The organism is Butyrivibrio sp. Su6 (assembly GCF_900108105.1).
Classification (GTDB): Bacteria; Bacillota; Clostridia; order Lachnospirales; family Lachnospiraceae; genus Butyrivibrio.
Map to the genome: position 1 here is coordinate 278,831 of NZ_FNUR01000003.1, position 24,593 is coordinate 303,423.

A 24,593-nucleotide genomic window follows, 5' to 3' on the forward strand; every position below is an offset into this window, starting at 1 on the left:
TATCACTAGTTCTCATAAGGATGTATTTTATCACAGTTTGACCGTTTTGACATTGTTGAAGTAAGATTAATCATAGTGAGGTTGTAAAAATGTACATTAGTATAAAAAAGCACATTCTCTCAAGGGCAATTCTTTCAGTTGCCATAATAAAAATAATTGCCGCTCTGATCGAAGGTGCCATAAGGATATTCTTAAGCAGCAATTCATCTGACTCTCCAAGCATGCTCGATTCAATGCTTTGGACCTGTCAGATAATCAGCTCCATGCTGCAGATTCTTTTAATTTTTATAATTTTTTATTTATCCTGGAAAAAGCTTTGGCATTACATGAATCTTGTTCCGAAGGATGATCAGAATGAGATAGGTCTTTTACAGCAGGAGTACCTTGGAAAAAATCTTGCCACATTATCAGCAAGCTCTGTAAGCAGACTTTTGCAGCTCTGGGCAGTAATTTTTATCTGTGCAGAACTGATCTATGATTTTACTTCGATCATGTACAGGAGATTTATCGCTATACTGATGAGCCTTTTTGATCAGGCCAGCGACTTAACAGACAGCACCTTTATTCTCCTATATAACATGACTCACGGATTTAAATATATCGAGATCCTCGTGGCGATTCTTTTAGGAATTGTTATGACAGGTATTTTTCTTAACGACAAGTACCTAAAGATTGCATCCCTTATCATACTGATATTATTTTTACTGTCTTTTTCCATATTACAAATGCAGACAGTGTATCTGATGGGTCATGAAATAGGAATAGTATGGACATCCATAATTTATCACTTCACGGAAACCCTTGGACTGATACTTCTGTCTGCATATTTGGCAAAAAGATATAAAGGTTTATAAATACTTTTTATACGGAAAGAATAAGCTTGCTATTGTTTGCCTTTCTTTCCTCTTTCATATACTTGTGAACATCAATCATCATGGAGATAACAAATATTGTGTTCATATAAAGGTCTGCCATAAAATTTGTAATAAAGTTGTTCATATCAATTACCCCCTTAAAAATATTGTGGATAATTATTTATACGAACAGAAATAAAAAAGGGCAAAAGAAAAGACTAATCATGAAAATATCATGAATAGTCTTTTTTAATGCGGATGACAGGACTTGAACCTGCACGTCGGAGACACTAGAACCTAAATCTAGCGCGTCTGCCAGTTCCGCCACATCCGCATATCCGCTTCACACGAACAAAATTGATTATACAAAGTTTATAAACTAATTTCAAGTATTATTCTCAAAAACCTTGGTGAGCCAGTTGCCTTTGAAATAGTAGATTATAAAGATTATGGCACTGACAGACCAGGTAAGTGGATAAGCCCAGAATATAACATTGACCACAGGAATTATCCTGACAATTATAGTTATATAGGTAATTCTCAGAAGACACCAGCTAGAGAGCATGACAACCATTGGTACTGTTGTCTTACCTGCTCCTCTGTATATTCCTGCCAGACAATGATTTAAGGCCAAAAGGCAGTAGAATAAGCTCTCTGTTCTTGCCTGAGTTGCTCCTATCAAAAGAACCTCCGGCTCAGATGAAAACATTCTGAGAAATACCGGTGCAAACAAAAATACCATGAGGCCTATAAATTCAGCACAGCTGACGCTGATAACACTTCCGATAACAGCGCCTTTCTTTACCCTCGCAAGTTCTTTTGCTCCTACATTCTGACTTACGAAAGTGGTCAAAGCCATGGACATACATGTTATAGGCAAAAATACAAAACCTTCAAGTTTAAAGTAGCTTCCGCATCCTGCCATTGCAGCTGAGCCAAATGCGTTGATATTGGACTGAACCACAACATTTCCGATGGCAATAACACTATTCTGTATTCCTGTAGGAAAACCTATCATAAGCTCTTTTTTAATAGTCTCAGGATCCATTCTAAGTTTCCTTATATTGATCCTGTGAGGCCCCTGAACCTGTGTTAGCTTAATAAACGCAAGCAGTGCACTGACAAACTGAGCAATAACCGTGGCAAGAGCTGCCCCTGCGATTCCAAAACCAAGATCTCTTACAAATAAAAGATCCAGTACCGTATTAAGCACCGTGCTGACCATCAGATAGTACAAAGGCCTCTTGGAATCACCCATGGCCTGAAATACGCCGCAGCAGGCGCTATAAAGTACATTTCCAAGTCCGCCAAGGAAATATATCTTAAAATACATGATCGAATTGGGCATTACATCTTCAGGAGTTCCCATCCATCCAAGCAGCACCGGTGTAAAGAAATAACCAAATACTGTAAGTACAAGTCCCATAAGGATTGAGAATGTTATCCCTGTATGAGCAGCAATTGATACTCCCTTTTCATCTCCGGCTCCGTATCTTTTTCCGATGATAACACTGCTTCCCATAAAAAGACCATTTATAAAGCCAACCATCAAAAAAATAAGGCTACCTGTGGTACTAACAGCAGCCAGAGCTTCTTTACCAAGAACATTACCAACTACAACTGAATCGACTACATTGTACAGCTGCTGTAAGAGCTGTCCTAAAAAAAGTGGAATTGCAAATAAAATCAGATTTTTGGAAATAGAACCCTTTGTCATAACACACCTAAAAAATTAAGAACAATTAAATCATGCACATGCATGTGGCAAAACAAAAACCTTGCAAACATACCGTTTACAAGGCTTCTTGAAATGAGACACGGGGGAATCGAACCCCCGACAACTTGATTAAAAGTCAAGTGCTCTACCGACTGAGCTAGTATCCCATGTATTACTATGAACAAATTTCGACGCAAAATCACATCCTGTTACGCCTAACTGGGCTAGCCGGATTCGAACCGTCGTATGCAGCAGTCAAAGTGCTGTGCCTTACCGCTTGGCGATAGCCCAACGCACTTTCGTGCAGGGTGGCTAGAGGGACTCGAACCCTCGGTCTCCAGAACCACAATCTGGCGCGTTAACCAACTACGCTATAGCCACCATATTGCGGTGCTACACTAACGATGGAACTGTCAGTGTCCACCAATGGCTCGCACTAGCCATAAAACCGGCAAGTACTCTGCTCATAAAAAAGATGTGCCCGAAGGGATTCGAACCCCCGACCCACGGCTTAGAAGGCCGTTGCTCTATCCAGCTGAGCTACGGACACATGAAGCGGGTGATGGGAATCGAACCCACGTATCTAGCTTGGAAGGCTAGTGTTCTACCATTGAACTACACCCGCAAAACATTTCATAATGAAATTGTCTTGCTTTTACGTTTTCGGCAAAGCTGACGTTTCAAGTTGAAAACTTGAGTCGGGGTGACAGGATTCGAACCTGCGACCCCCTGCTCCCAAAGCAGGTGCTCTAGCCAAACTGAGCCACACCCCGTCTTGCTTTATTGCCTTTCGCCGTAACGCGAGATTTATTATATAATGATTCGGGCCGAAATGTCAACAAGTTTTTTGCAATTTTTTTAACGTTTTTATAAGTACTTTATTTCATAGTTTATTATATCACTGTCATCTGTCGTAAGTATGATGTAGCTTGGTCTTCTGCCCTCCTGCCTGGGGTATGATAAACTGCCAGGATTGAACAGGTAAACTCCTCCCATGGTCTTGGCAACAGGTTTATGAGTGTGACCAAAAAATACAACTTCGGCTCCTCTGGCAATTCCTTCACTGCGAATATAATCAAGATCCATAGATACCATATAGTTATGTCCATGGGTCAAAAAAGCTTTGTGACCATCAAATGTAAATTCCAATTCTCTATTCAGGTCAGAGAAAAAATCATTATTTCCGGCAACGAAATATACAGGGCAGTTTGCAGCTATGGCAAATTTGCCCTCAGAGCCTTCAAAATCCCCACAGTGAATAATTCCATCCAAAGGTTCTTCAAGGTCTAAAACATCGTAAAAATTATTATCTCTGCCATGAGTATCACTCACAACTAAATACTTATGCATAAATCAAATTCCTTCCCCAAGTAACTTTGCCATTTCTCTGAGAGCTTTTCCCCTGTGGCTGATAGAGTTCTTTTCCTCCGGACTAATCTCTGCGGATGTCTTTCCAAATTCAGGTAAAAAGAAAATAGGATCATATCCAAAGCCGTTCTCTCCGGCAATCTCATAGCCTATTCTGCCCTCCATGGTTCCCTGGCAGGAATAGGTCTTTCCATCAGGAAGTACCGCTGAAATAGCACATACAAAGCGCGCTGTTCTCTCTTCATCAGGCACTCCTTCAAGTCTTTCAATGATCTTATTATTCTTTATAGTATAGGATGTATCCTCTCCCATGTATCTTGCAGAGTAGATTCCGGGTTCCCCGTTTAAATAATCAACCTCAAGCCCCGAATCATCGGCAAGAACAATTGTCTCCCCCGCTTCTTCCGAGCTTTTTTCCCTTATCATTTCATAGACAGCTTTGGCCTTTATCATGGAGTTTTCAGCAAAAGATGTTCCATTCTCCACAATATCTCCATCTACGCCTGCTTCTTTCATAGAGAGAATTTCCATACCAAGTCCGCCAAGTATCTCGCGGATCTCTCTCATCTTATTCTTATTGCCTGTCGCAAATACTATCCTCATACCAGATATCTCCCAATTATTTATTTACAGCTGCTTCCGCTTTTAATATAGCCTCATAAAGCCCCTCAGCTGCCTTTTTTTCATCCCCGTTGGACTCATATTCAATGTATAACCTTGCAGATGGTATAGTAGCTGTATTCAGCAGCATATCGTCTTCTTTGGCCTCATAGATTCCTTCAGCCACTGCCCCAAGCTTTTCTGCCGTGCTTCTTTCAAGCATATCAGCAAATTCCGCGTTATTTAGGCTTCGTAAAAAGAACTGACTATTATAGTAGGCTGATACGTTTGCTCCGTTCGTATCATCCTTTTTCGTAGCATTTAAAGCTACTAAAAGGTCAGCCTGAGCTTCATTAACAAACTCTGCCGCACGCTGTTGTGTAACAGTATCTCCCGAAAGATCTGTAAAGTATATCTTTAAGTTGTTTTCTTCATCTTTTGCAGAAATATCTTTTAACTCACGGGCAATCTCTATTGCACCACCCATACCGTATATATCGCTGGCACACGGATCAACAACAACTACGCCGTCATATATGTCTGAAGGCTTATTAAACTCAACCTCAATAGTACTTGACTCCGTAAGAGAGATTGAACTTGCATACAGTCCATCAAGCACAAAGTCAAGGCAAACACTTCCGCTGTCATTTTCAGCAACACACACCGCGCTTCTTAAAATATCAATATCCGTAACCACTGCATTGTCGAGGTAAAATCCCTCTTCTCTGCTGTCTATATAAATCCTCAGTTCATGATCAATATACCTGTCTTCGAGTACGATGTCATCAGAACTTACAGTCCTGGACAATGGTATTATAAGCTTGCCAGACTGTCCTTTTTGGACATTCCGGTCAATCAGTATATTATAAGAATCCACAGTAGTTGCCCTGTCTATATGCGTTCCTGCGGCATCCGTGATCAGAATATGCTTGGTGGCAGCCCTTTGAAGCATGACCACAAGGGAAATTGCTCCAAAAATCCCGGCTTTTATAGCCACCCTTTTCATCTGCTCGTTATTCATAGATCTTTTTCCCCATCATAAGAGGCCTCCAAAAAGCTTAGCTGTTCTTTCTTGGAGGCTTTGGCCCCATAAACTGATAAAAATATGTTTTGATCATACCGTTATAGATCTTCCTGTTTTTATCAGCTTTTTTGCCAATATATTTCTCAGCCTGTTCAAATCCTGTAATAAGGTACATTGACCAGGCGTCAAGTGCTTTGTATCTCTCACCAATAGTCCTATAAAGAGAAGGAAGCTCCTTCTGGTCACCAATTCTCTCACCATAAGGAGGATTAGTTATAATAAAGCCGTATTTTTTCCTGTGACTAAGTTCAGCAATGTCTCTGGCCTGGAAATGGATCAGATGATCAACACCGGCCTTTTTGGCATTTATCCTGGCTATTTCAACCATTTCAGGATCAAGATCATACCCCTGAATGTCAGTTTCAATATCGGGCAGGATTTCTTCTCTGGCCTCTTCACGGACATCCTCCCAGTTCTTGGGATCTATCAGATTGGTCCACTTCTCAGCTGTGAAATGCCTGTTTATACCAGGTGCGATATGAGCCGCGATCATGGCCGCTTCAATAGGAATAGTTCCACTTCCACAGAAAGGATCCACCAAAATCCTGTCCCCGTGCCATGGAGTGAGCATTATAAGAGCAGCCGCAAGGTTCTCTGCGATAGGAGCCTTGGACTCAAGCTTTCTGTAGCCTCTTTTGTGAAGAGAATCACCTGTAGTATCAAGAGCTACCGTAACCTCATCCTTCATTAAAAAGACTCTGATAGGGTATTCTTCAGCGTCCTCTTTGAACCAGTCAGTATTGTAGCTCTGCTTCATTCTTTCAACGATAGCTTTTTTCACAATGGACTGAATGTCAGAAGGGCTAAAGAGCTTACTCTTAACACTGGATGCTTTTTTTACCCAGAACTTGCCTCTCTCCGGAATAAACTCTTCCCAGGCAAGCGCCTTAACTCCCTGATAAAGATCCTCAAAGGTCTCAGCGTGAAAGCTTCCGACTTTAATAAGGACTCTTTCTGCAGTTCTCAGGCAGATATTGGCGCGACATACAGCATCTGCATCTCCGGCAAAAGAAATCCTTCCGTCTGAGACTTCTGTGATATCATAGCCAAGGTCTATTATTTCTTTTTTCAAAACGGATTCCAGGCCAAAATGACATGGACAAATTAAATCATATTTTTTCATCATAACTCCGATTATAACAAACAAAAGGGCACAAAAAAAGATGCATCTAATGTTAAACTAGATGCATCTTCCAGTGTGCGTGACAGGATTCGAACCCACGACCTTCTGGTCCGTAGCCAGACGCTCTATCCAGCTGAGCTACACGCACATGTGCCATATCGACAACAAAATATATTATATGCATGGCACAGTTCTTTGTCAACATTATTTTTAATTATTTGCCAACAGGTTTTCCGTATGGAGAATAACCGCCCTTTTCAGCTGCTTCTTCAGCCTTCGTCTCAGCAATGAGCTTTTCCATATCAGTTCTTGCAAATTCAAAGCAGGCCATAAGGCTTGGAGAAAATACTCCGCATTCACCATTTTTGATCATATCATAGGCTTTATCCACAGGGTAAGCTGCCTTATACACTCTGTCACTTACAAGAGCATCATATACATCCGCCAAAGCTGTAAGCTGGGCTGCAATAGAGTTTTCTTTTCCCTTAAGTCCGTCAGGATAGCCTCTTCCATCATATCTTTCATGATGATGCCTGCAGATATCAAGGCACACCTCATAATACTCTTTATCCTGGATATCTTTGAGCATCTCTATGATCTCACCCCCTCTTGTGGTGTGGGACTTCATGACTTCAAATTCCTCTGTGGTCAGTCTTCCAGGTTTTAAAAGAATAGAGTCTGGAACAGATATTTTTCCTATATCATGCATGGCTGACGCCTGAGTTATAACCTCTATCATATGGGGAGTAAGGCCAAGCTCAGGATAATTATTCATAGCAACAAGAGCCAGTATACGCACGATGCCCTTTATTCGCTTTAAGTGGTAAACTGACTCCATGCTCCTGAATTCAACAATTGTCGCTATGGTATCAATAACCCTTTCGTTGCTGTTTTTAAGTTTCTCCTCCTGCTTTTTCAGGTACAGAAACTGCTTTTTCAAAACTCTGGACTGATCATCGACTTTCTCTTCGAGGTTATTCTTGTGATCGTAAAGCTCTATAGTTCTGGAAACCCTTCTGTCAACGATAACAGGGTCAAATGGCTTATGTATAACGTCCGCTGCACCTTTCTGATAACTGGTTCTCTCAGCTTCGGTGGATGTGTCTGCTGTGATCATAAGAACAGGGATACTTTCATTTAAATTGTCCTTATTTGTCATGGCCTCCAGCACTGCGTAACCATCCATCTCAGGCATGACAATATCAAGCAGAATTGCCGCGAGCTTATCCTCATTCTGCTCCATGATCTTCATAGCCTCAACGCCGTCTCCAGCCTCAAGAATATTGTACTTGTCCTTAAATATTTCTCCTAAGATGCCTCTGTTTATCTCATTGTCATCTACAACAAGTATTGAGCGATCCGCCATATGCCCTCCGATTTAAATGCTTTTTAAAAAAACTTATCTTTCAACTATAGCTGCGCATCCCATTCCGCCGCCGACGCAAAGAGTAGCAAGGCCTCTGTGAACGTCTCTTCTCTGCATTTCATACAAAAGAGATACAAGGATTCTGTTGCCTGAGCATCCAACAGGGTGTCCAAGTGCGATAGCGCCACCATTCACATTGAGGATATCACTGCTAAATCCAAGGTCGTGCTGAACTGCAACAGACTGCGCTGCAAAAGCTTCATTTGCCTCAATAAGATCAAAGTCACCAATTGAAAGGCCTGTCTTTTTCATAACCTTCTGTGTTGCAGCAACAGGTCCGATACCCATGATGCTTGGCTCAACGCCTGCAAGTTCTCCTGCAATCCATGTTCCAAGAGGCTTAACACCAAGTTCTTTTGCCTTCTCCTCGCTCATAACGATTATTGCAGATGCAGCATCGTTGATTCCTGAAGAGTTAGCAGCTGTAACAACACCGCCATCCTTCTTGAATGCAGGCTTAAGATGTGAAATGCCTTCAACTGTAACGCCTTTTCTTGGTCCTTCATCTGTATCAAAAATGATTGTCTCTTTCTTTTTCTTAATTTCTACAGGAACAATCTCTTCCTTGAATTTTCCTTCTGCAATTGCCTTCTCAGCCTTGTTCTGTGACCAGGCTGCAAACTCATCAAGCTGCTCCCTTGTAAGATGCCACTGCTCAGCGATGTTTTCAGCTGTGATACCCATGTGATATCCGCCAAATGCATCCGTAAGGGCATCCTTGATCATTGCATCCTGAAGTTCTCCTGAACCCATTCTGTATCCGTAACGGCCCTGCTGCATAAGGTATGGCGCCATTGACATGTTCTCCATGCCGCCTGCTACGATAATATCAGCATCGCCCATTCCAATAAGCTTTGCTGCAAGGTTTACGCAGTGAAGTCCTGATCCGCAAAGTACATTTATTGTTGTTGCAGGAACTTCAACAGGGATTCCTGCATTTATTGCTGATTGTCTTGCAGGGTTCTGTCCAAGGCCTGCCTGGATTACGCAACCCATATATACTTCATCAACCTGCTCCGGTTTAACTCCGGCTCTTTTAAGCGCTTCCTTTATAACAATAGCGCCAAGTGCCGGTGCCGGTGTTGTTGATAATGTTCCACCCATTGTTCCTATTGCTGTTCTGCATGCTCCCGCCAAAACTACTTTTCTTGCCATAACTTTTCCTCCAGTTTTTTTATAAATAAAAAGAAGTAGTGTATACCACTTCTATTTTATCATTTTAATAACGCACACTCAACGTAATATAATTTGTTTTTTAGCATTTTATCATCCAGTGATTCCTGTTAGTTTCTAGAAAAAAGACCGGCACCAAAATGGCACCGGCCTTTAATGATCAATTTATCAGTTCTTTGCTGCAAGAGCTTCCTTGATCTTCTTTGTAAGAGCAGGAACGATCTTGTTAAGATCTCCAACTACACCATAATCAGCTACGTCAAAGATAGGAGCATTCTCATCTTTGTTGATAGCGATGATGATATCAGACTCTTCCATACCTGCAACGTGCTGGATAGCTCCGGAAATACCGATTGCGAAGTAGAGCTGTGGTCTAACTGTCTTACCTGTCTGTCCAACCTGAAGATCCTTTGGCTTCCAGCCTGAATCTACAACTGCACGTGAGCAGGAAACTGTTCCATTAAGAGCCTCTGCAAGATCATCAAGAATCTTGAAGTTCTCAGCGCTGCCAACTCCACGGCCGCCTGATACAAGGATCTTAGCTGCCTGAATATCAGCAACTGAAGAAGCCTCTTTAACGATCTTAAGGATTTCTGTGTAGCAGTCGTTCTCTTCGAATCCAGGATTGAATTCAACAACTTCTGCCTTAGCACCCTTGATAGGATCGATCTTCTGCATAACACCAGGACGAACTGTAGCCATCTGAGGACGGAAATCAGGGCAAGCGATTGTTGCGATTGTATTTCCACCAAATGCAGGTCTTGTCATAAGGAGCTGTTTGTGCTTTGTCTCTCTAACTGGTGAAGGCTCAAGAGGGAAATCACCGATATCAAGACTTGTACAGTCAGCTGTAAGACCTGTATGTACTCTTGATGATACTCTAGGACCAAGGTCTCTTCCGATAGCTGTAGCGCCAACAAGAAGGATCTCAGGCTTAAACTCATCGATTACAGATGCAAGAGCATGTGTATAAGGTTCTGTTCTGTAATCCTTAAGAGCAGGATCATCAACAACGATAACTCTATCTGCGCCATACTCAGCAAGCTTGTCTACAAGCCCCTTAACATCACTACCAAGAAGTACGGCTGTAACTTTTTTCTCATCAAGGTCTTCTGCAAGACTCTTTGCTTTGCCCAGAAGTTCAAGTGCGATACTTGAAAGTTCATTGTCTACCTGCTGAGCAAATATAAATACACCTTTATATTCTTCTAAAGACATGACTTTTCTCCTTTTCAATTAAAAATATTAGATGACGTGCTTTTCTGTAAGCTTACCTACGATATAATCTACTGCTTCTTCAGCTGAATCAGGAGCAACTTTTTCTCCCTGACCCTTCTTAACCTTATCAGAAGCTTTAGCAATCTGTGTAGGTGATCCCTTAAGACCAAGGTTTGAATCGTCAACGTCCTTAAGATCTGCTCTTCCCCAAACAGTAACTTCCTTTTCGAAAGCATCGAAAATTCCGCCTGGAGTCATATATCTGGGCTCATTGAGCTCAGAAAGAGCTGTAACAAGGCAAGGCATCTTAGCCTTTACGATGTGATATCTGTCTTCAAACTGTCTCTTTACTTCTACAGTACGAGCCTTCTCATCAACTTTGATCTCTTCTGCATATGAGATTACAGGAAGGTGAAGGTGCTCAGAAATCTGAGGACCAACCTGAGCTGTATCTCCATCGATAGCCTGACGGCCAGTGATGATAAGATCATACTCAAGATTTCTAAGTGCTCCAGCAATAGTAGAAGATGTTGCCCATGTATCTGCGCCGCCGAGTACTCTATCTGTGACAAGGATTGCCTTGTCTGCGCCCATAGCAAAAGCTTCTCTAAGAACAGCATCAGCCTTAGGAAGTCCCATTGTAAGAACTGTAACCTCTGCTCCATACTGATCTTTTAATCTAAGTGCTGCCTCAAGTCCTGCTTTGTCATCAGGATTCATGATAGCGAGCATTGCACCTCTATCCAATGTTCCATCGGGTTTGAACTTAACGCCGCCCTTTGTATCAGGGACCTGCTTAATGCAAACAACTACTTTCATTGTATTTTCTCCTTATATTTTTCTTCGCTAACTGATTACTTAAGTAATGCTCCGGAAATAACCATTCTCTGAACTTCAGATGTACCTTCGTAGATCTCTGTGATCTTAGCATCACGCATCATACGCTCTACTTCGTACTCTCTGATGTATCCGTAACCACCGTGAAGCTGTACAGCCTTTGTAGTTACATCCATAGCAGCTTCTGCAGCAAAGAGTTTTGCCTTTGCAGCTTCAACGCCATAGTAGTCTTTATTCTTCTTTGCATCAGCAGCCTGGTAAACAAGGAGTTTAGCAGCTTCGCACTGTGTAGCCATGTTTGCAAGCTGGAACTGTGTATTCTGGAATGCTCCGATAGATCTTCCGAACTGCTTTCTCTCTTTTACATACTCAACTGTTCTGTCAAGGGCGCCCTCAGCAATACCAAGTGCCTGAGCAGCGATACCAATACGTCCACCATCAAGTGTGTGCATAGCGATAGGGAATCCCTTTCCTCTTGCGCCAAGAAGGTTCTCTGCTGGGATATGGCAATCCTGGAAAATAAGTTCATATGTTGATGAACCGCGGATACCCATCTTGTTTTCTTTTGTTCCGAAAGTGAATCCAGGAGTATCTTTCTCAACGATGAATGCTGAGAACTTCTTCTGTTTTCTGCCCTTCTTATCTTCTACGATATCTGTGTAAGCGATGATGATATAAATATCAGCTTCCTTACCGTTTGTGATAAAGCACTTTGAACCGTTAAGGATCCACTCTTTACCATCTTCTGAAAGAACAGCCTTTGTCTGAACGCCCTGAGCGTCTGTACCAGCCATAGGTTCTGTAAGACCGAAAGCACCAAGCTTCTCACCCTTAGCAAGAGGTACAAGGTATTTCTGCTTCTGTTCTTCTGTACCATAAGTCATGATAGGATCGCAGCAAAGTGATGTGTGAGCAGATACGATAACTGCTGTTGTACCACAAACCTTTGCAAGCTCCTCTACACACATAACGTATGTAAGAGGATCACAACCCTGTCCACCGTACTCCTTTGGAATCGGAATACCCATGAATCCATATTTCTGCATCTTTGCAACTGTTTCCCTAGGGAATACTTCTGTCTCGTCAACGTCTATTGCATGTGGCTTAACTTCTTTTTCTGCAAACTCTTTGAAAAGAGCTCTAGCCATTTCATGTTGCTGATCAAGCTGAAAATCCATTATTTTTTCCTCCGAATCATATTAATCATTTAAATCTATAATGTAGTTAGGCGCGATCTGTAGGAACCTTGTTTCCATCTGCATAGTTGTAGAAACCAATTCCAGTCTTAACGCCAAGCTTCTTACCACGAACCATCTTACGAAGAAGTGGGCATGCGCGATACTTTGAATCGCCTGTCTCTGAATAAAGAACGTCCATGATAGCAAGAACGATATCAAGTCCGATATAATCGCCGAGCTCTAATGGTCCCATAGGGTGGTTACATCCAAGCTTCATAGCTGTATCGATACCCTGGATATCTGAAACACCTTCTGAATATACGAAGATACCTTCGTTGATCATAGGAACAAGAATTCTGTTTACAACGAATCCTGCTGCTTCATTAACCTGTACAGGTGTCTTTCCAAGATCTTCTGAGATCTTCTTGATCTTCTCTACCATGTCATCAGGAGTGTTAGCACCCTGGATAACCTCAACGAGCTTCATAACAGGAGCTGGGTTAAAGAAATGCATACCGATAATAGGCTTTGCAAGACCTGAACCGATCTCTGTGATTGAAAGAGATGATGTGTTTGATGCAAAGATACAATCAGGATTCTTTACGATATTGTCCTGAAGTTCTTTGAAGAGGTTCTTCTTGATATCCATAACTTCAAGAGCAGCCTCAACTACAAGATCAGCATCAGCACAGATGTCATTAAGACCTGTCTGGATCTTGCCGATGATCTTATCAGCTTCTTCCTGAGTTTTCTTTCCCTTAGCAACCTGCTTATCAAGACCTTTTTTGATCTTTGCAAATCCGCCCTCAGCAAACTCAGTCTTGATATCGCAAAGATAAACCTTCTCTACAGACTCAGCCTGAGCAAATGTCTGAGCAATTCCTGAACCCATTGTACCTGCGCCAATAACAGCTACCTTCATTTTAAAATCCTCCTAAAAAAAATTTTTTTATTTATGAAAAATTAGGTATTTTTAAAAGCTACAACTTTAACTTTTGCAGGATCATCTTTCTTTCTGAGGAAGTTAGCCATTCCTTCTTTCTGATCCTCTGTCTCGAAGCAAGAACCAAAGAGCTTTTCTTCGATAACGATTGCTTCATCTATATCTGTCTGAAGTCCATCATTGATTGCTTTCTTGCATGCACGAACAGCGATAGGAGCATTAGCTGCGATCTGAGAAGCCATCTTCTCTGCAGCTGCCATGAGCTCTTCCTGTGGATAAACTGCATTAACAAGACCAATTCTAAGAGCTTCATCAGCCTTAATATTGCGAGCTGTGTAAATAAGCTGCTTAGCCATTCCTGCACCAATAAGACGAGCAAGTCTCTGTGTTCCGCCAAATCCAGGTGTGATTCCCAGACCAACCTCAGGCTGACCAAACATAGCGTTCTCTGAGCAGATACGAATATCGCAGCTCATTGAGATCTCACATCCACCACCAAGAGCAAATCCATTTACTGCAGCAATTACAGGAACAGGGAACTGCTCGATCTTGCGGAAGATATCATTTCCTTTTTTACCAAAAGCTTCGCCTTCAGCCTTTGTAAGTGTGCTCATCTCTCCGATGTCAGCACCGGCAACAAAAGATTTCTCTCCTGCGCCTGTAAGAACAACTGCTCTTACTACATTTGTGTCGATTGCATCGAATGTAGCAGCAAGGTCATCAAGAACCTGTGAATTAAGAGCATTGAGTGCTTCAGGACGATTGATTGTAACGATTGCTACGTTGTCTTTTAACTCACAATTAACAAATCCCATTTTGTTTTCCCCCTATTAAATTAGTACTTCTCTACTATAGTAGCGCAGCCCATTCCGCCGCCGATGCAAAGTGTTGCAAGACCTTTCTTTGCATCTTCTCTCTTCTGCATCTCATGAAGAAGAGTTACAAGGATACGGCATCCTGACGCTCCAACAGGGTGTCCAAGTGCAATAGCACCACCGTTAACGTTAACCTTATTCATATCAAATCCAAGGTCCTTGGCAACTGCAACTGACTGAGCTGCGAATGCTTCGTTAGCCTCGATAAGATCGATATCATCAAGTGAAAGCTCTGTCTTCTTAAGAACTTTCTTTGTAGCTGCAACAGGTCCGATACCCATTACTTCAGGCTCAACACCTGCAAGTGCTCCGCCTACCCATGTAGCCATAGGCTTGATTCCAAGTTCTTTTGCCTTCTCTTCGCTCATAACAACTACTGCAGCAGCACCATCATTGATACCTGAAGCATTACCAGCTGTTACAAGTCCGCCCTCTTTACCAGAGCAGCATTTAAGTTTTGAAAGTGTCTCTACTGTTGTGCCGGCACGAGGACCCTCATCAACCTTGAACTCAACCATTTCCTTTTTAACCTTTACAGGAACAGGAACGATCTCGTCGTTGAATCTGCCTTCTGCCATAGCCTTCTCACATTTCTGCTGTGAGTTTGCTGAGAACTCATCAAGTTCCTGTCTTGTAAGTCCCCATCTATCGCAGATATTCTCTGCTGTGATCATCATGTGATAGTGATTGAAAGCATCTGTAAGAGCATCGTTTACCATTGTATCTACAACTGTTCCGTTGTTCATACGATATCCGAAACGTGCATTAGGAAGTGCATAAGGAGCCATAGACATGTTCTCCATACCACCAGCAACAACTATATCAGCCTCGCCAGCCTTGATAAGATCAGCTGCCATGTTGACACAGTTAAGACCAGAACCGCAAACTACGTTGATTGTAACTGCAGGAGTCTCGATTGGAAGACCAGCCTTGATTGAAGCCTGTCTTGCTACGTTCTGTCCAAGTCCAGCCTGGATAACGCATCCCATCAGTACCTCGTCAACCATCTCAGGCTTAACACCTGCACGGTTAAGTGCCTCTTTGATTACGATTGAACCAAGTTCTGCTGCAGGAGTGTTGCTGAGGGCTCCACCCATTTTGCCGATAGCTGTTCTCACTGCACCCGCTAAAACTACTTTCTGTGCCATAAAGTATTACCTCCGTTTTTTGGGACATGTCTATGTCCATATTTTATTTAGTTTTGACTTTAGAATCGCTTGATAAATTTTTATCAGAACAGAATAATTTTAGCACACCATATAGTCAAATGCAATAAAAAATAGCTCCCCTCAGGGAGCTATTTTATAAAATCTCAATAAATTGATATTAAATTAACGAATTGTTATTTAATTAACAAGTTCACACTTCAGGTTCAATTATTCCGTATGTGTTTCCTTTTCTCTTATAAACTACGCTTACCTGATCAGTTTCAGCGTTAACAAATACGAAGAAATTGTGTCCTAAAAGTTCCATCTGTACACAGGCATCTTCCGGATACATTGGCTTTGGATCAAATTTTTTCATACGTTCGATCCTGATCTCATCATCATCAACGTATTCACTCTCAATGTATTCTTTTTTGAAGTTGCTGGCTTCTGCCTGCTGCTTATCAACAAGCTTGCTCTTGTACTTCTTAAGTTGTCTCTCAATAACTTCTTCAACAAGATCGATTGAAACATACATATCATTACTGATCTGCTCAGCACGAATGATCTTGCCTTTTACAGGAATGGTCACCTCAATCTTATGTCGCTCCTTATCGACGTTTAGTGTGACGTTGGCATTAGTATCAGGAGTAAAATACTTTTCAAGCTTACCAATTTTCTCCTCTACTGCTGCACGTAGCCCTGGTGTAACATCAATGTTCTTTCCTACGATTGTAAATTTCATGCAATCATCCCCTTTGCTACTAAAATGTATAACATATTATAGCATTTATCTGACAATTTATCCAACACATAACACACTTTGAATCCTAATCTTTTTATAAACAACTTCATTTTAGCAATAATGCACAAAAAAATATCTGTTGCTTTCTATTGTGTAAAATTCACTTGCAAAACACCCTTTATGTGGACAATGTGGATAAGTTCGTGTATAAGTCGAAAAATAGCCATTCTTAAAAAGCATCCTGTGGATAACTTTTTATAAACAAACTATAAAATATTTATTAATTTATGTTGACTTTTGGCTTTATGTGCACATTGGAGAAATTAGGAAAGTTTTATCCTCAGGGAAACAAGGCTGCATGGTGGAAGGGCTACTTTAAGCATATTTCCGCTGCTTTCAAAGTTTTCAAAGTTCTTTTCCATAACTTTTTCCGGGTCATCAAAGCTGTTATAATCATCCATTTTTCCTGAAAGGATTGTTCCTGTAACTTCACCAATCGAAGAATTTCTAAAATCGATATCCACAATGTTTTCTTTTTCCACATCGATGTTGTTCAAAGTAACTGTCACAATTCCATCTTTATCCACAGAAACGGATTCATTTACATTCTCTGCTGTATCTTCGCCTTCTCCTATTCTTTCTGTTCCCTCAAGGTAGCTTTCCAAAAGATCTGCATCCTGATGATGGCGGAACATATGAAATACATGATAGGTTGGTGTAAGAACCATCTTGTCATCCTCTGTAAGGATCACCGATTGAAGTACATTTACTATCTGGGCAAGACATCCCATCTTTACTCTGTCTGAATGCTTGTTAAAGATGTTAAGGGTAGCGCCTGCCACCTGTGCATCGCGCATTGAATTCTGCTGATACAAAAATCCCGGATTTGTTCCTTCTTCCACATCGTGCCAGCAACCCCATTCGTCTACCAGCATCGCAATTTTCTTTTCAGGATCGTACTCAGACATGATATGGTCATTTCTTGTAATGATCTCATCCATGTACACAGCCTTTCTCATGGCCCTGTAATATTCTTCTTTCGAGAACTCTTTTGCGCTTCCCTTGTGCTCCCAATTGTTGACAACAACATAGTAATGAACAGAAAGCCCATCCATAAAACCGTGGGCAGCTGCTGGTGCCGGATGTCTGAAGCACACTTCCATAACTTCACTTGTCCACTTATAATCATCGGCATTTGGGCCGCAGCAAATTTTCTTTATAGGCTTATTTCCATTGTAGCAGCGCACATAGGTCTGATAATTCCTATACTTGTTGCCATAATAGTCTGCAGTCATATTTCCGCCGCATCCCCAGTTTTCATTGCCAACGCCAAAGTAATCCACAGTCCATGGTTTTTCATGACCATTTTCTTTTCTGAGCTCCGCCATAGGTGAAACACCGTCGAATGTCATGTACTCCACCCATTCGCTCATTTCTCTTACGGTTCCGCTTCCAACGTTCCCATTTACGTATGTTTTACACCCAAGCTGTTTGCAAAGTTCAAAGTACTCATGTGTGCCAAAGCTGTTATCCTCAATCACTCCGCCCCAATGAGTGTTGATCATTTTCTTTCTTTTTTCCTTGGGGCCGATACCATCCATCCAGTGGTACTCATCAGCAAAGTTTCCTCCCGGCCATCTAAGTACCGGCACCTTTATCTCTTTTAGTGCATCCACAACGTCCTTCCTCATGCCGTTCTCATTCTTTATCTGAGAATTCTCACCGACATAGAGGCCTCCGTATATACATCTTCCAAGATGCTCGCTGAAGTGCCCATAAACTTCAGGCTCAATATGACTTAATTTTCTGTTCTCGTTAATATGTAATTTCATCGTTCCCCTTTTAACCCTTAACTCCACCAAGAGTTATACCTTTCACAAAATTTCCCTGAATAAATGGATATGATACAAGTATAGGTAATACGCCAACCGTGGCCATGGCCATACGAACTGAAACTGAAGGAATGGACGCAAGACCAACTCCCGCATCCTGCACTCTTGCGCTGTTCTGTGACAGATACTGGATGTTCTGCATCATTCTGTTAAGAAGATTCTGAACAGAATACAGGTCAGTTCTCTTTGTAAGATAGATGTATCCGTTCATCCAGTCATTCCAATATGCAATTCCTGCAAAAAGACCTATTGTAGCCACTATTGGTTTTGACAAAGGCAATACCACACTCGAAAATGTCTTGTATTCAGAAGCGCCGTCAATGTAAGCTGCATCTAGAATCTCAGTCGGTATACTGCTGCAGAAATATGATTTCATCAGCATTACGTTAAAGCCATTCATCAAAAGCCCCGGAACTAAAAGTGCCCAAAAACTATTTTTAATGTTCAGCATATTGGAATACACGATGTAAGTCGGAACCAGTCCGCCATTAAACAAAAGTGTAAAGAATACCAGAAATAAAAGGACACTTCTAAATGGCAAATCAGGTTTTGAAAGAGCGTAGGCCAAAAGCGTTGTGATGGAAAGAGCCAGCGCTGTTCCCACCAAGGTAAGCACTATCGATATTCCATAGGCATGAACTACTGAATTTCCTGTTTTAAAAATATATTCATACGCATAGGTGCTCCATTTTGCCGGAGTAAAAGAATATCCGTTAGCAATAAGTACATCGTTGTCCGTAAATGAAGAAATAACCAGCAGCACAAACGGAACCACAGCAAGGAGCGATAATATGATCATCACAACATGCGCAAATATTTGAAAGTTTCTCTCTTCTCTTGTTCTCATTGTCACTCACCCCTTTAATGCTCAGAATAATGCATAATCCGGGTCTATCTTTTTCACGATCAGATTAGAACCAAGAACCAAAATAAATCCAACAAGCGACTGATAAAGACCTGCTGCCGAGGACATGGACATATCACCAAGCTCCAAAAGTCCTCTGTAAACATAGGTATCAATTGTATTTGTCACGCTAAACAGTGCTCCCTGATTCTGAGGCACCTGATAAAAGAGCCCGAAATCCGAGTAGAATATTCTTCCAATTGCCAAAAGAGTAAGCATCACAATTGTTGGTTTCAAAAGAGGAATAGTTATCTTGAAGATCTGCTGCCACTTGGATGCACCGTCTATTGACGCAGATTCATAGATGCTTCTGTCTATTCCTAAAATACTCGCCAGATAGATAACGCAGTTATAGCCAACACCCTTCCATGCACTTACGAACACAAGGATAAAGGGCCAGTATTTCTTTTCCATATACCAGGAGACAGGGTCCATCCCCAATGGCTTTAATATTGAATTGTTGATAAATCCGTTTTCTGTGGATAAAAAACCAAATACAAGATAACTTACGATTACCATGGAGATCATATATGGCAACAGGATAAATGACTGATAAGCCTTTTTTATCCTGGAAGTCATCTCTGCCAGAAGAATCGCTACAAAGATTGCCATAATGGTATTAACGATAATAAACACCAGATTATAAAGAATAGTATTTCTCGTGATTACAAAGGCATCCTTTGTGGCAAAAAGATATTTAAAATTCTTAAAGCCAACAAAGGGAGAACCATATATTCCTTTCTTGGCATTAAACTTTTTGAAAGCAAGAATAAGTCCGGGCAATGGCAGATAATTGTTTATAAAAAGATAGAGCAAGCCCGGAAAAGCCATGACATAAAGAGGAATATACCTCTTAAAGTTTTTCCTTTTATTTTTCATACGTTTTTCGCTCCCAAATGCTATAAAAGCCCCGGCTATCCTTCCCCGATAGCCGGAGCTCTTTAAAAGATCTTAGTTAATTCCGTTCTCAGCTGCCCAAGCATCAAGAGCTGCCTGTTTTCCAGCCATGTAGTCATCAAGTCCTGCTGCCTTAAGAGCCTGCTCAAGCTCTGCAATTCCTGTTTCAGGATCAACAAAACCGTAAACTACCTTAGGTCCAAATTCATCATATGCATTCTTAAGTGCTGTATACTCAGATGCATAGTCTGTGTTATCCCATGTAAATCCAAGAGCCTTTGACTTACATGTACAATTGTCGTTGAAATCTGCGATCTGCTGTCCAAGATCAAGCGGATCACCTTCCCATACATATGTTACATATGGGTTTGGCATAAGCCAGAGAACATTTGGATAGTACTCAGAATTATTGGCATCTACGCCATCTGCGTAGGAAATAGTTCCGTCAGAATTAACCTTAAACTCTTTTCCTTCCTGTCCCCAACACATAAGAGTTTCAATTGTTGAATCTGTATAAAGGGCATTAAGAACCTGAATTGTTGCTACAGGATCTTCTGTGTTCTGGTTAACACACCAAGGGAATGATGATACTGATGAAGAACTCATAAAGCTCTCACCAACATCAAATACAACCATATCTCTTCCGCACTCACCTGAGATTTGAGTCTTGTAACCAGGCTTACTGCAAGCCATCATAGCCATGTAAGCTCCTGATTTAACCTTTGCAGAAGCACCTGTTGTATCTGTAAGAGCATCCTGTGAAATGAATCCTGCCTGATTCCAGTCATAAGCTCTCTGAGCCCATTCCTTGAAAGTATCAGATGCATATACATCTTCAATCTTAAGTGAGTTCTGAGGGTCAAGAAGTGTTCCGAAATAATCACCTGCAATATTGTCAACTGAGCTTCCCTGTGTTAGTTCATTGTCCTGAATAGCCATTACATACTTGTCAGGGAACTGAGCATGGAGCTGTGTGAAAATATCATTGATATCATCCCATGTAGCCTTTGGATATCCAAGCTCACCTGTTGGCAGTGCAGTAACATCGTATCCGATAGCATCAAGATATTCCTGACCTACACATACAGCAGCTGTCTCAATAGCATAGTCCTTAATTGGAGGTGTTCCGTATAATACGCCGCCAACTCTGCAGGCATCAAGGTAATCAGCTCTTATCTTTTCCTTTATTCCGCTGCAGTAATCATCAAACATTCCATCTTCTTCAAGGTCGAGAACATAACCATTATTTATTGATGGGTTATATCCCAGGATACATGTTGAGAAAAGATCTACCTGCTCACCTGATGAAAGCATAAGCTTCATATCTTCTCCATATGCAGCTGAGTCTATGATCATAAGCTCTACATCAAGACCAAGGGTCTCTTCTGTATAAGCAGACAATGCTTCGTTGATCCTGTCAAGACCCGCAGGTCTTCCTGTCCAGTCAAAAAATGCAATAACAACCTTCTCGTACTTGCCATCCTTTTCAGCCTTGGCTTTTCTGTCTGCTATAGCCTGAGCAGCCTTATCTGACGCAGCCTCGCTGCTTCCCCCGTCATCTTTCTGCTCTGCATTTGACTGCTCAGTAGCTTCCTGCTTTGTAGTCTGAGTATCACTCTGAGCAGGTGTCTGTGTTGCCGCGCTTCCACATCCGCTGAAGATCATAGCTGCAGTTGTTGCGCTTAGTAATAAAGAAGCAATTTTCTTTTTCATAGCATCCTCCATCTTTGCAACTGATATTCATTATTCTGTTTTATGTTAATCGATTAACTTGATGATTAAAATATAAGACAACTCAACCTGAGTTGTCAACATATTTTCAATGATTAGATGTGCATTTTGTTAATAAAGTATGATTTATATATTGCTTTACTGTGCATTTTTCACAGTGTTTAATCGTTTAACCATTTTCATACATTGCTAACAGAGGCTCTTTCTATCAATCGACAAGGCATCTTGATCTCTCTTGATACTTCCTTGCCTTCCATCTTGTCAAAGAGCATCTCTATGGCTTTTTTGCCGATTCCAAGAAGATCGATCCTCATAGTGGTAAGTCCGGGAGTCATGAAATCCGAGATCATCTCATCGTCGAATCCTATTATAGAAATGTCTCTGCCTGCCTGTTTACCATGTTCAAAGAGATATTTATAAATTCCTCCGGCATTTCTGTCACTCATGCTGAATATTGCAGTGATATCTTTTTGCAAAAGAGCTTCTGCTGCATTATAACTAAGCTCCTTCCCCCAACCGGCATATGTCACAAGTTCAGGATTGTACAAAATACCTGCATCATAAAGAGCTTTCTGATAGCCAAGGATTCTGAGCTTGGTGTGGATGTTTTCCTGTTCACCCGCCATAACGCCGATCTTGGTATGTCCTCTTTTTATAAGATAATCAACAGCCACTCTTGCGGCCTCTTCGTCGTCTATTACTACAGATGGAACCTCCTCTTCCTGAGAGTAAGCATATGCAAGAACTGAAGGTATCTGATTGTCGTTAGGGAAGCGATGTATCTTACGGGCATGGCCGGCAACATATACTATTCCATCAACTCTGATGGAAGCCATCTCTTGCACTGCAGGGTTCATAACAGAGTAATACATCTTGTCATTGTCAAACCACAGGTCCTGCCATCTGGCATAGAGACGGAGGTTCTGAACTATGGTCCTGTAACCTCTCTCCTCACATACCTCCATGATACCCTCTATGATCTCAGGAGTCGTGAACTGGGCTATATCCTCTGCTATTACGCCAATAGTCTGGGTCTTTTGTTTTCTAAGCCCCTGGGCTACGTAGTTTAGCTTATAGCCCCTTTCGTTAACTACCTTCAGAACTCTGTTTCTGGTCTCTTCACTTACTTTATTTTTGCCATTTAATATATTGGATACAGTAGCAGTGGATACGCCACACTCTTTTGCGATATCTTTTAAGGTTATCATATTAACCTCCGTATATATTTTAATGCTATTTCCTCAATTTATGAGGGGTTAATCGTTTTATTTATTGTACAATATTTTGAATTTTGTGTCAAAATGAGAAATGCATAAATAAAAAGAAGTGACAATATGAGCTTGCTCATATATTGTCACTTTTCTTTTTATTTATATATGGCGAATGCCATGAAACGAGGAATCGAAGATTCCGAGTGTGCATTTCTCATTTTTAGAATGTTTAGAAGATCCTTCTTACAGCAAGGACTGTACGGTAATCTGCGCTTGAAATCTTGATACCGGTCTTAGCTGTTGAAGCGTGTACAATCTGTCCATTGCCGATATAAATAGCTACATGACCTGAATAACAGATAATATCACCAGGCTGTGCATTGGCAAGTCCATCAACCGCTGAACCAACACTTCTGTCGGCACCGGAAGAATGTGGAAGGCTTACACCAAAGTTAGCGTATACACTCATTACAAAGCCTGAGCAGTCAGCACCGTTTGTAAGAGATGTTCCACCATATACATAAGGATTACCAACAAACTGCTGAGCAAACTGAGCAACTGCAGATCCGATTGAACTTGTAGCAGTTGTATATGAGCTTGCTGCATTGTAGCTTGATGAACCTGATGACTTGGATGTACCTGTCTTAGCTGCTGCATTAGCTGCTTCTCTTGCTGCCTTCTCCTTGGCAAGACGAGCTTCCTCTTCTGCCTTGGACTCAGCCTCTACGAACTCAGTTGAAAGTGTTACGTAGTCAAGTGATACATAACCATCACCTTCCTCGATACTAACCTTAACCCAGCCGTCAAGCTCTTCCTCTACAACAAGTTCGTCCTCGATAGGAACAAGACCAAGCACTTCCTGATCAAGTCCAGGGCCGCTTCTTACTTTAAGAGTTGTAGTAGTAACTGTTGCGATTCTGGTTCCTACTTCCTTGGCAAGTTCTACTGCATCCTCACCTGTGACACAGTATTCAGCCTTAACATATCCTTCTACGGATCCTGACTTGATCTTATACCAGCCATTCTCCTCTTCGATAAAATAACCAACTGACTTATCGTACAGTTTACCGATTATCTCGCCATCTTCCTCACTTGGAAGATCACGAACATTGACGTAATCATTAACTTTAGCGATAACAAGGGACTTAAAACTCTCTTCCTCAGAAACCTCTTCGGATTCCTCACCCTCATTGCCTTCCTTATTACTGATAACTGCACCTGTGGCATTCTGAATATCCTTAAGAATATTATCGGTAATTGTAGAAGCACTAGGTGTCTCATTAGTTACAGCTGAAGAAGCTTCAATATCTTTCTCAGCTGTGCTGCTTGCAGACTCTACTGAAGATTCCTCTTTAGATTCTGCATCAGAAGCTTCCTCACTTGCAGACTGCTGAAGATTTGAAAGAGATACCTGATTATTACCAAGAGCATATGTTATTCCTGCCTGTGGCAGAACACTTGTCACCTTGTTGGAAGATGCATAAGCATCTATACTCAAACTTGAAAAGGTTATTGCAGCTACAACACTTAAAGCCATTAGCTGCTTGCTAGCTTTTTTCAAAATGGGCCTCCAATTGTTACATAAATTGTTACAAAAAAATTCACATCTTTTAACAATATACGCCCATTCTTCATTTTTGTCAAATTTTATCAATTTTTAATCTTTAAACGC

At 41.4% G+C, this 24,593-nt stretch carries 22 protein-coding genes and 8 tRNA genes; 1 reads left to right on the top strand and 29 read right to left on the bottom strand.

What is annotated here, in order from left to right:
- The first annotated feature begins 89 nt into the window (after nt 1-89).
- Nucleotides 90-854: a hypothetical protein gene (locus C4S54_RS05330; RefSeq protein WP_103868614.1), complete on the top strand. Its 765-nt coding sequence runs from the start codon at nt 90-92 to the stop codon at nt 852-854.
- A 7-nt stretch (nt 855-861) separates the two neighbouring features.
- Here the strand turns inward: C4S54_RS05330 and C4S54_RS15945 are convergent, their stop codons facing one another.
- The 29 genes from C4S54_RS15945 to C4S54_RS05470 all read right to left on the bottom strand — a co-directional run bounded on the left by C4S54_RS15945 (nt 862) and on the right by C4S54_RS05470 (nt 24,482).
- Nucleotides 862-999: a hypothetical protein gene (locus C4S54_RS15945; protein ID WP_160110686.1), complete on the bottom strand. Its 138-nt coding sequence runs from the start codon at nt 997-999 to the stop codon at nt 862-864.
- A gap of 108 nt (nt 1,000-1,107) precedes the next feature.
- Nucleotides 1,108-1,188: transfer RNA gene (locus tag C4S54_RS05335), tRNA-Leu, on the bottom strand.
- A 51-nt stretch (nt 1,189-1,239) separates the two neighbouring features.
- Complete coding sequence (locus C4S54_RS05340) at nt 1,240-2,571, bottom strand: MATE family efflux transporter (protein WP_103868615.1); 1,332 nt, start codon at nt 2,569-2,571, stop codon at nt 1,240-1,242.
- 94 nt (nt 2,572-2,665) lie between these two features.
- A tRNA-Lys gene (locus tag C4S54_RS05345) sits at nt 2,666-2,738 on the bottom strand.
- A gap of 52 nt (nt 2,739-2,790) precedes the next feature.
- Nucleotides 2,791-2,862 (bottom strand) — tRNA-Gln (locus C4S54_RS05350).
- A gap of 16 nt (nt 2,863-2,878) precedes the next feature.
- Nucleotides 2,879-2,952, bottom strand: a tRNA-His gene (locus C4S54_RS05355).
- Between the two features lie 95 nt (nt 2,953-3,047).
- Nucleotides 3,048-3,121 (bottom strand) — tRNA-Arg (locus tag C4S54_RS05360).
- Nucleotides 3,122-3,125: 4 nt separating this feature from the next.
- A tRNA-Gly gene (locus C4S54_RS05365) sits at nt 3,126-3,196 on the bottom strand.
- A 73-nt stretch (nt 3,197-3,269) separates the two neighbouring features.
- Nucleotides 3,270-3,344: transfer RNA gene (locus tag C4S54_RS05370), tRNA-Pro, on the bottom strand.
- 94 nt (nt 3,345-3,438) lie between these two features.
- Nucleotides 3,439-3,921 (bottom strand): metallophosphoesterase, encoded by a 483-nt coding sequence (locus tag C4S54_RS05375; RefSeq protein WP_103868616.1) that lies wholly within the window; start codon nt 3,919-3,921, stop codon nt 3,439-3,441.
- Between the two features lie 3 nt (nt 3,922-3,924).
- Nucleotides 3,925-4,542, bottom strand: coding sequence for an RdgB/HAM1 family non-canonical purine NTP pyrophosphatase (rdgB, locus tag C4S54_RS05380; protein ID WP_103868617.1), 618 nt, complete (start codon nt 4,540-4,542; stop codon nt 3,925-3,927).
- A gap of 16 nt (nt 4,543-4,558) precedes the next feature.
- A complete protein-coding gene (locus C4S54_RS05385; protein ID WP_103868618.1) occupies nt 4,559-5,560 on the bottom strand; it encodes an N-acetylmuramoyl-L-alanine amidase in 1,002 nt (333 codons plus the stop codon).
- Between the two features lie 37 nt (nt 5,561-5,597).
- Complete coding sequence (locus C4S54_RS05390) at nt 5,598-6,746, bottom strand: THUMP domain-containing class I SAM-dependent RNA methyltransferase (RefSeq protein ID WP_103868619.1); 1,149 nt, start codon at nt 6,744-6,746, stop codon at nt 5,598-5,600.
- A 74-nt stretch (nt 6,747-6,820) separates the two neighbouring features.
- A tRNA-Arg gene (locus C4S54_RS05395) sits at nt 6,821-6,894 on the bottom strand.
- A 66-nt stretch (nt 6,895-6,960) separates the two neighbouring features.
- Entirely contained in the window at nt 6,961-8,112 is a 1,152-nt protein-coding gene (locus C4S54_RS05400; protein ID WP_103868620.1) for an HD domain-containing phosphohydrolase, read from the bottom strand.
- Nucleotides 8,113-8,145: 33 nt separating this feature from the next.
- Nucleotides 8,146-9,327, bottom strand: coding sequence for an acetyl-CoA C-acetyltransferase (locus tag C4S54_RS05405; protein WP_022773799.1), 1,182 nt, complete (start codon nt 9,325-9,327; stop codon nt 8,146-8,148).
- A 186-nt stretch (nt 9,328-9,513) separates the two neighbouring features.
- The gene (locus C4S54_RS05410) at nt 9,514-10,563 is read right to left on the bottom strand and encodes an electron transfer flavoprotein subunit alpha/FixB family protein (RefSeq protein WP_103868621.1); all 1,050 of its coding nucleotides are present in this window, start codon (nt 10,561-10,563) and stop codon (nt 9,514-9,516) included.
- 27 nt (nt 10,564-10,590) lie between these two features.
- The gene (locus tag C4S54_RS05415; RefSeq protein ID WP_022773793.1) at nt 10,591-11,382 is read right to left on the bottom strand and encodes an electron transfer flavoprotein subunit beta/FixA family protein; all 792 of its coding nucleotides are present in this window, start codon (nt 11,380-11,382) and stop codon (nt 10,591-10,593) included.
- A gap of 35 nt (nt 11,383-11,417) precedes the next feature.
- Nucleotides 11,418-12,578, bottom strand: a complete 1,161-nt coding sequence (locus C4S54_RS05420; RefSeq protein WP_022773791.1) for an acyl-CoA dehydrogenase — start codon at nt 12,576-12,578, stop codon at nt 11,418-11,420.
- A 46-nt stretch (nt 12,579-12,624) separates the two neighbouring features.
- A complete protein-coding gene (locus C4S54_RS05425; protein ID WP_022773790.1) occupies nt 12,625-13,500 on the bottom strand; it encodes a 3-hydroxyacyl-CoA dehydrogenase family protein in 876 nt (291 codons plus the stop codon).
- 41 nt (nt 13,501-13,541) lie between these two features.
- Nucleotides 13,542-14,336: an enoyl-CoA hydratase-related protein gene (locus C4S54_RS05430; protein WP_103868622.1), complete on the bottom strand. Its 795-nt coding sequence runs from the start codon at nt 14,334-14,336 to the stop codon at nt 13,542-13,544.
- Between the two features lie 20 nt (nt 14,337-14,356).
- Nucleotides 14,357-15,544, bottom strand: coding sequence for an acetyl-CoA C-acetyltransferase (locus tag C4S54_RS05435; protein ID WP_103868623.1), 1,188 nt, complete (start codon nt 15,542-15,544; stop codon nt 14,357-14,359).
- Between the two features lie 211 nt (nt 15,545-15,755).
- Entirely contained in the window at nt 15,756-16,286 is a 531-nt protein-coding gene (gene hpf, locus C4S54_RS05440; RefSeq protein ID WP_103868624.1) for a ribosome hibernation-promoting factor, HPF/YfiA family, read from the bottom strand.
- A 323-nt stretch (nt 16,287-16,609) separates the two neighbouring features.
- Nucleotides 16,610-18,118, bottom strand: coding sequence for an alpha-N-arabinofuranosidase (locus tag C4S54_RS05445; RefSeq protein WP_103868625.1), 1,509 nt, complete (start codon nt 18,116-18,118; stop codon nt 16,610-16,612).
- Nucleotides 18,119-18,128: 10 nt separating this feature from the next.
- Nucleotides 18,129-19,025 (bottom strand): carbohydrate ABC transporter permease, encoded by an 897-nt coding sequence (locus tag C4S54_RS05450; protein ID WP_103868626.1) that lies wholly within the window; start codon nt 19,023-19,025, stop codon nt 18,129-18,131.
- A 21-nt stretch (nt 19,026-19,046) separates the two neighbouring features.
- On the bottom strand, nt 19,047-19,961 hold the full coding sequence (locus C4S54_RS05455; protein ID WP_103868627.1) for an ABC transporter permease: 915 nt from the start codon (nt 19,959-19,961) through the stop codon (nt 19,047-19,049).
- Between the two features lie 72 nt (nt 19,962-20,033).
- Entirely contained in the window at nt 20,034-21,692 is a 1,659-nt protein-coding gene (locus C4S54_RS05460; RefSeq protein WP_160110687.1) for an ABC transporter substrate-binding protein, read from the bottom strand.
- Between the two features lie 197 nt (nt 21,693-21,889).
- Nucleotides 21,890-22,918: a LacI family DNA-binding transcriptional regulator gene (locus C4S54_RS05465; protein ID WP_103868629.1), complete on the bottom strand. Its 1,029-nt coding sequence runs from the start codon at nt 22,916-22,918 to the stop codon at nt 21,890-21,892.
- 232 nt (nt 22,919-23,150) lie between these two features.
- Complete coding sequence (locus tag C4S54_RS05470) at nt 23,151-24,482, bottom strand: C40 family peptidase (protein ID WP_242973746.1); 1,332 nt, start codon at nt 24,480-24,482, stop codon at nt 23,151-23,153.
- Nucleotides 24,483-24,593: the final 111 nt, after the last annotated feature.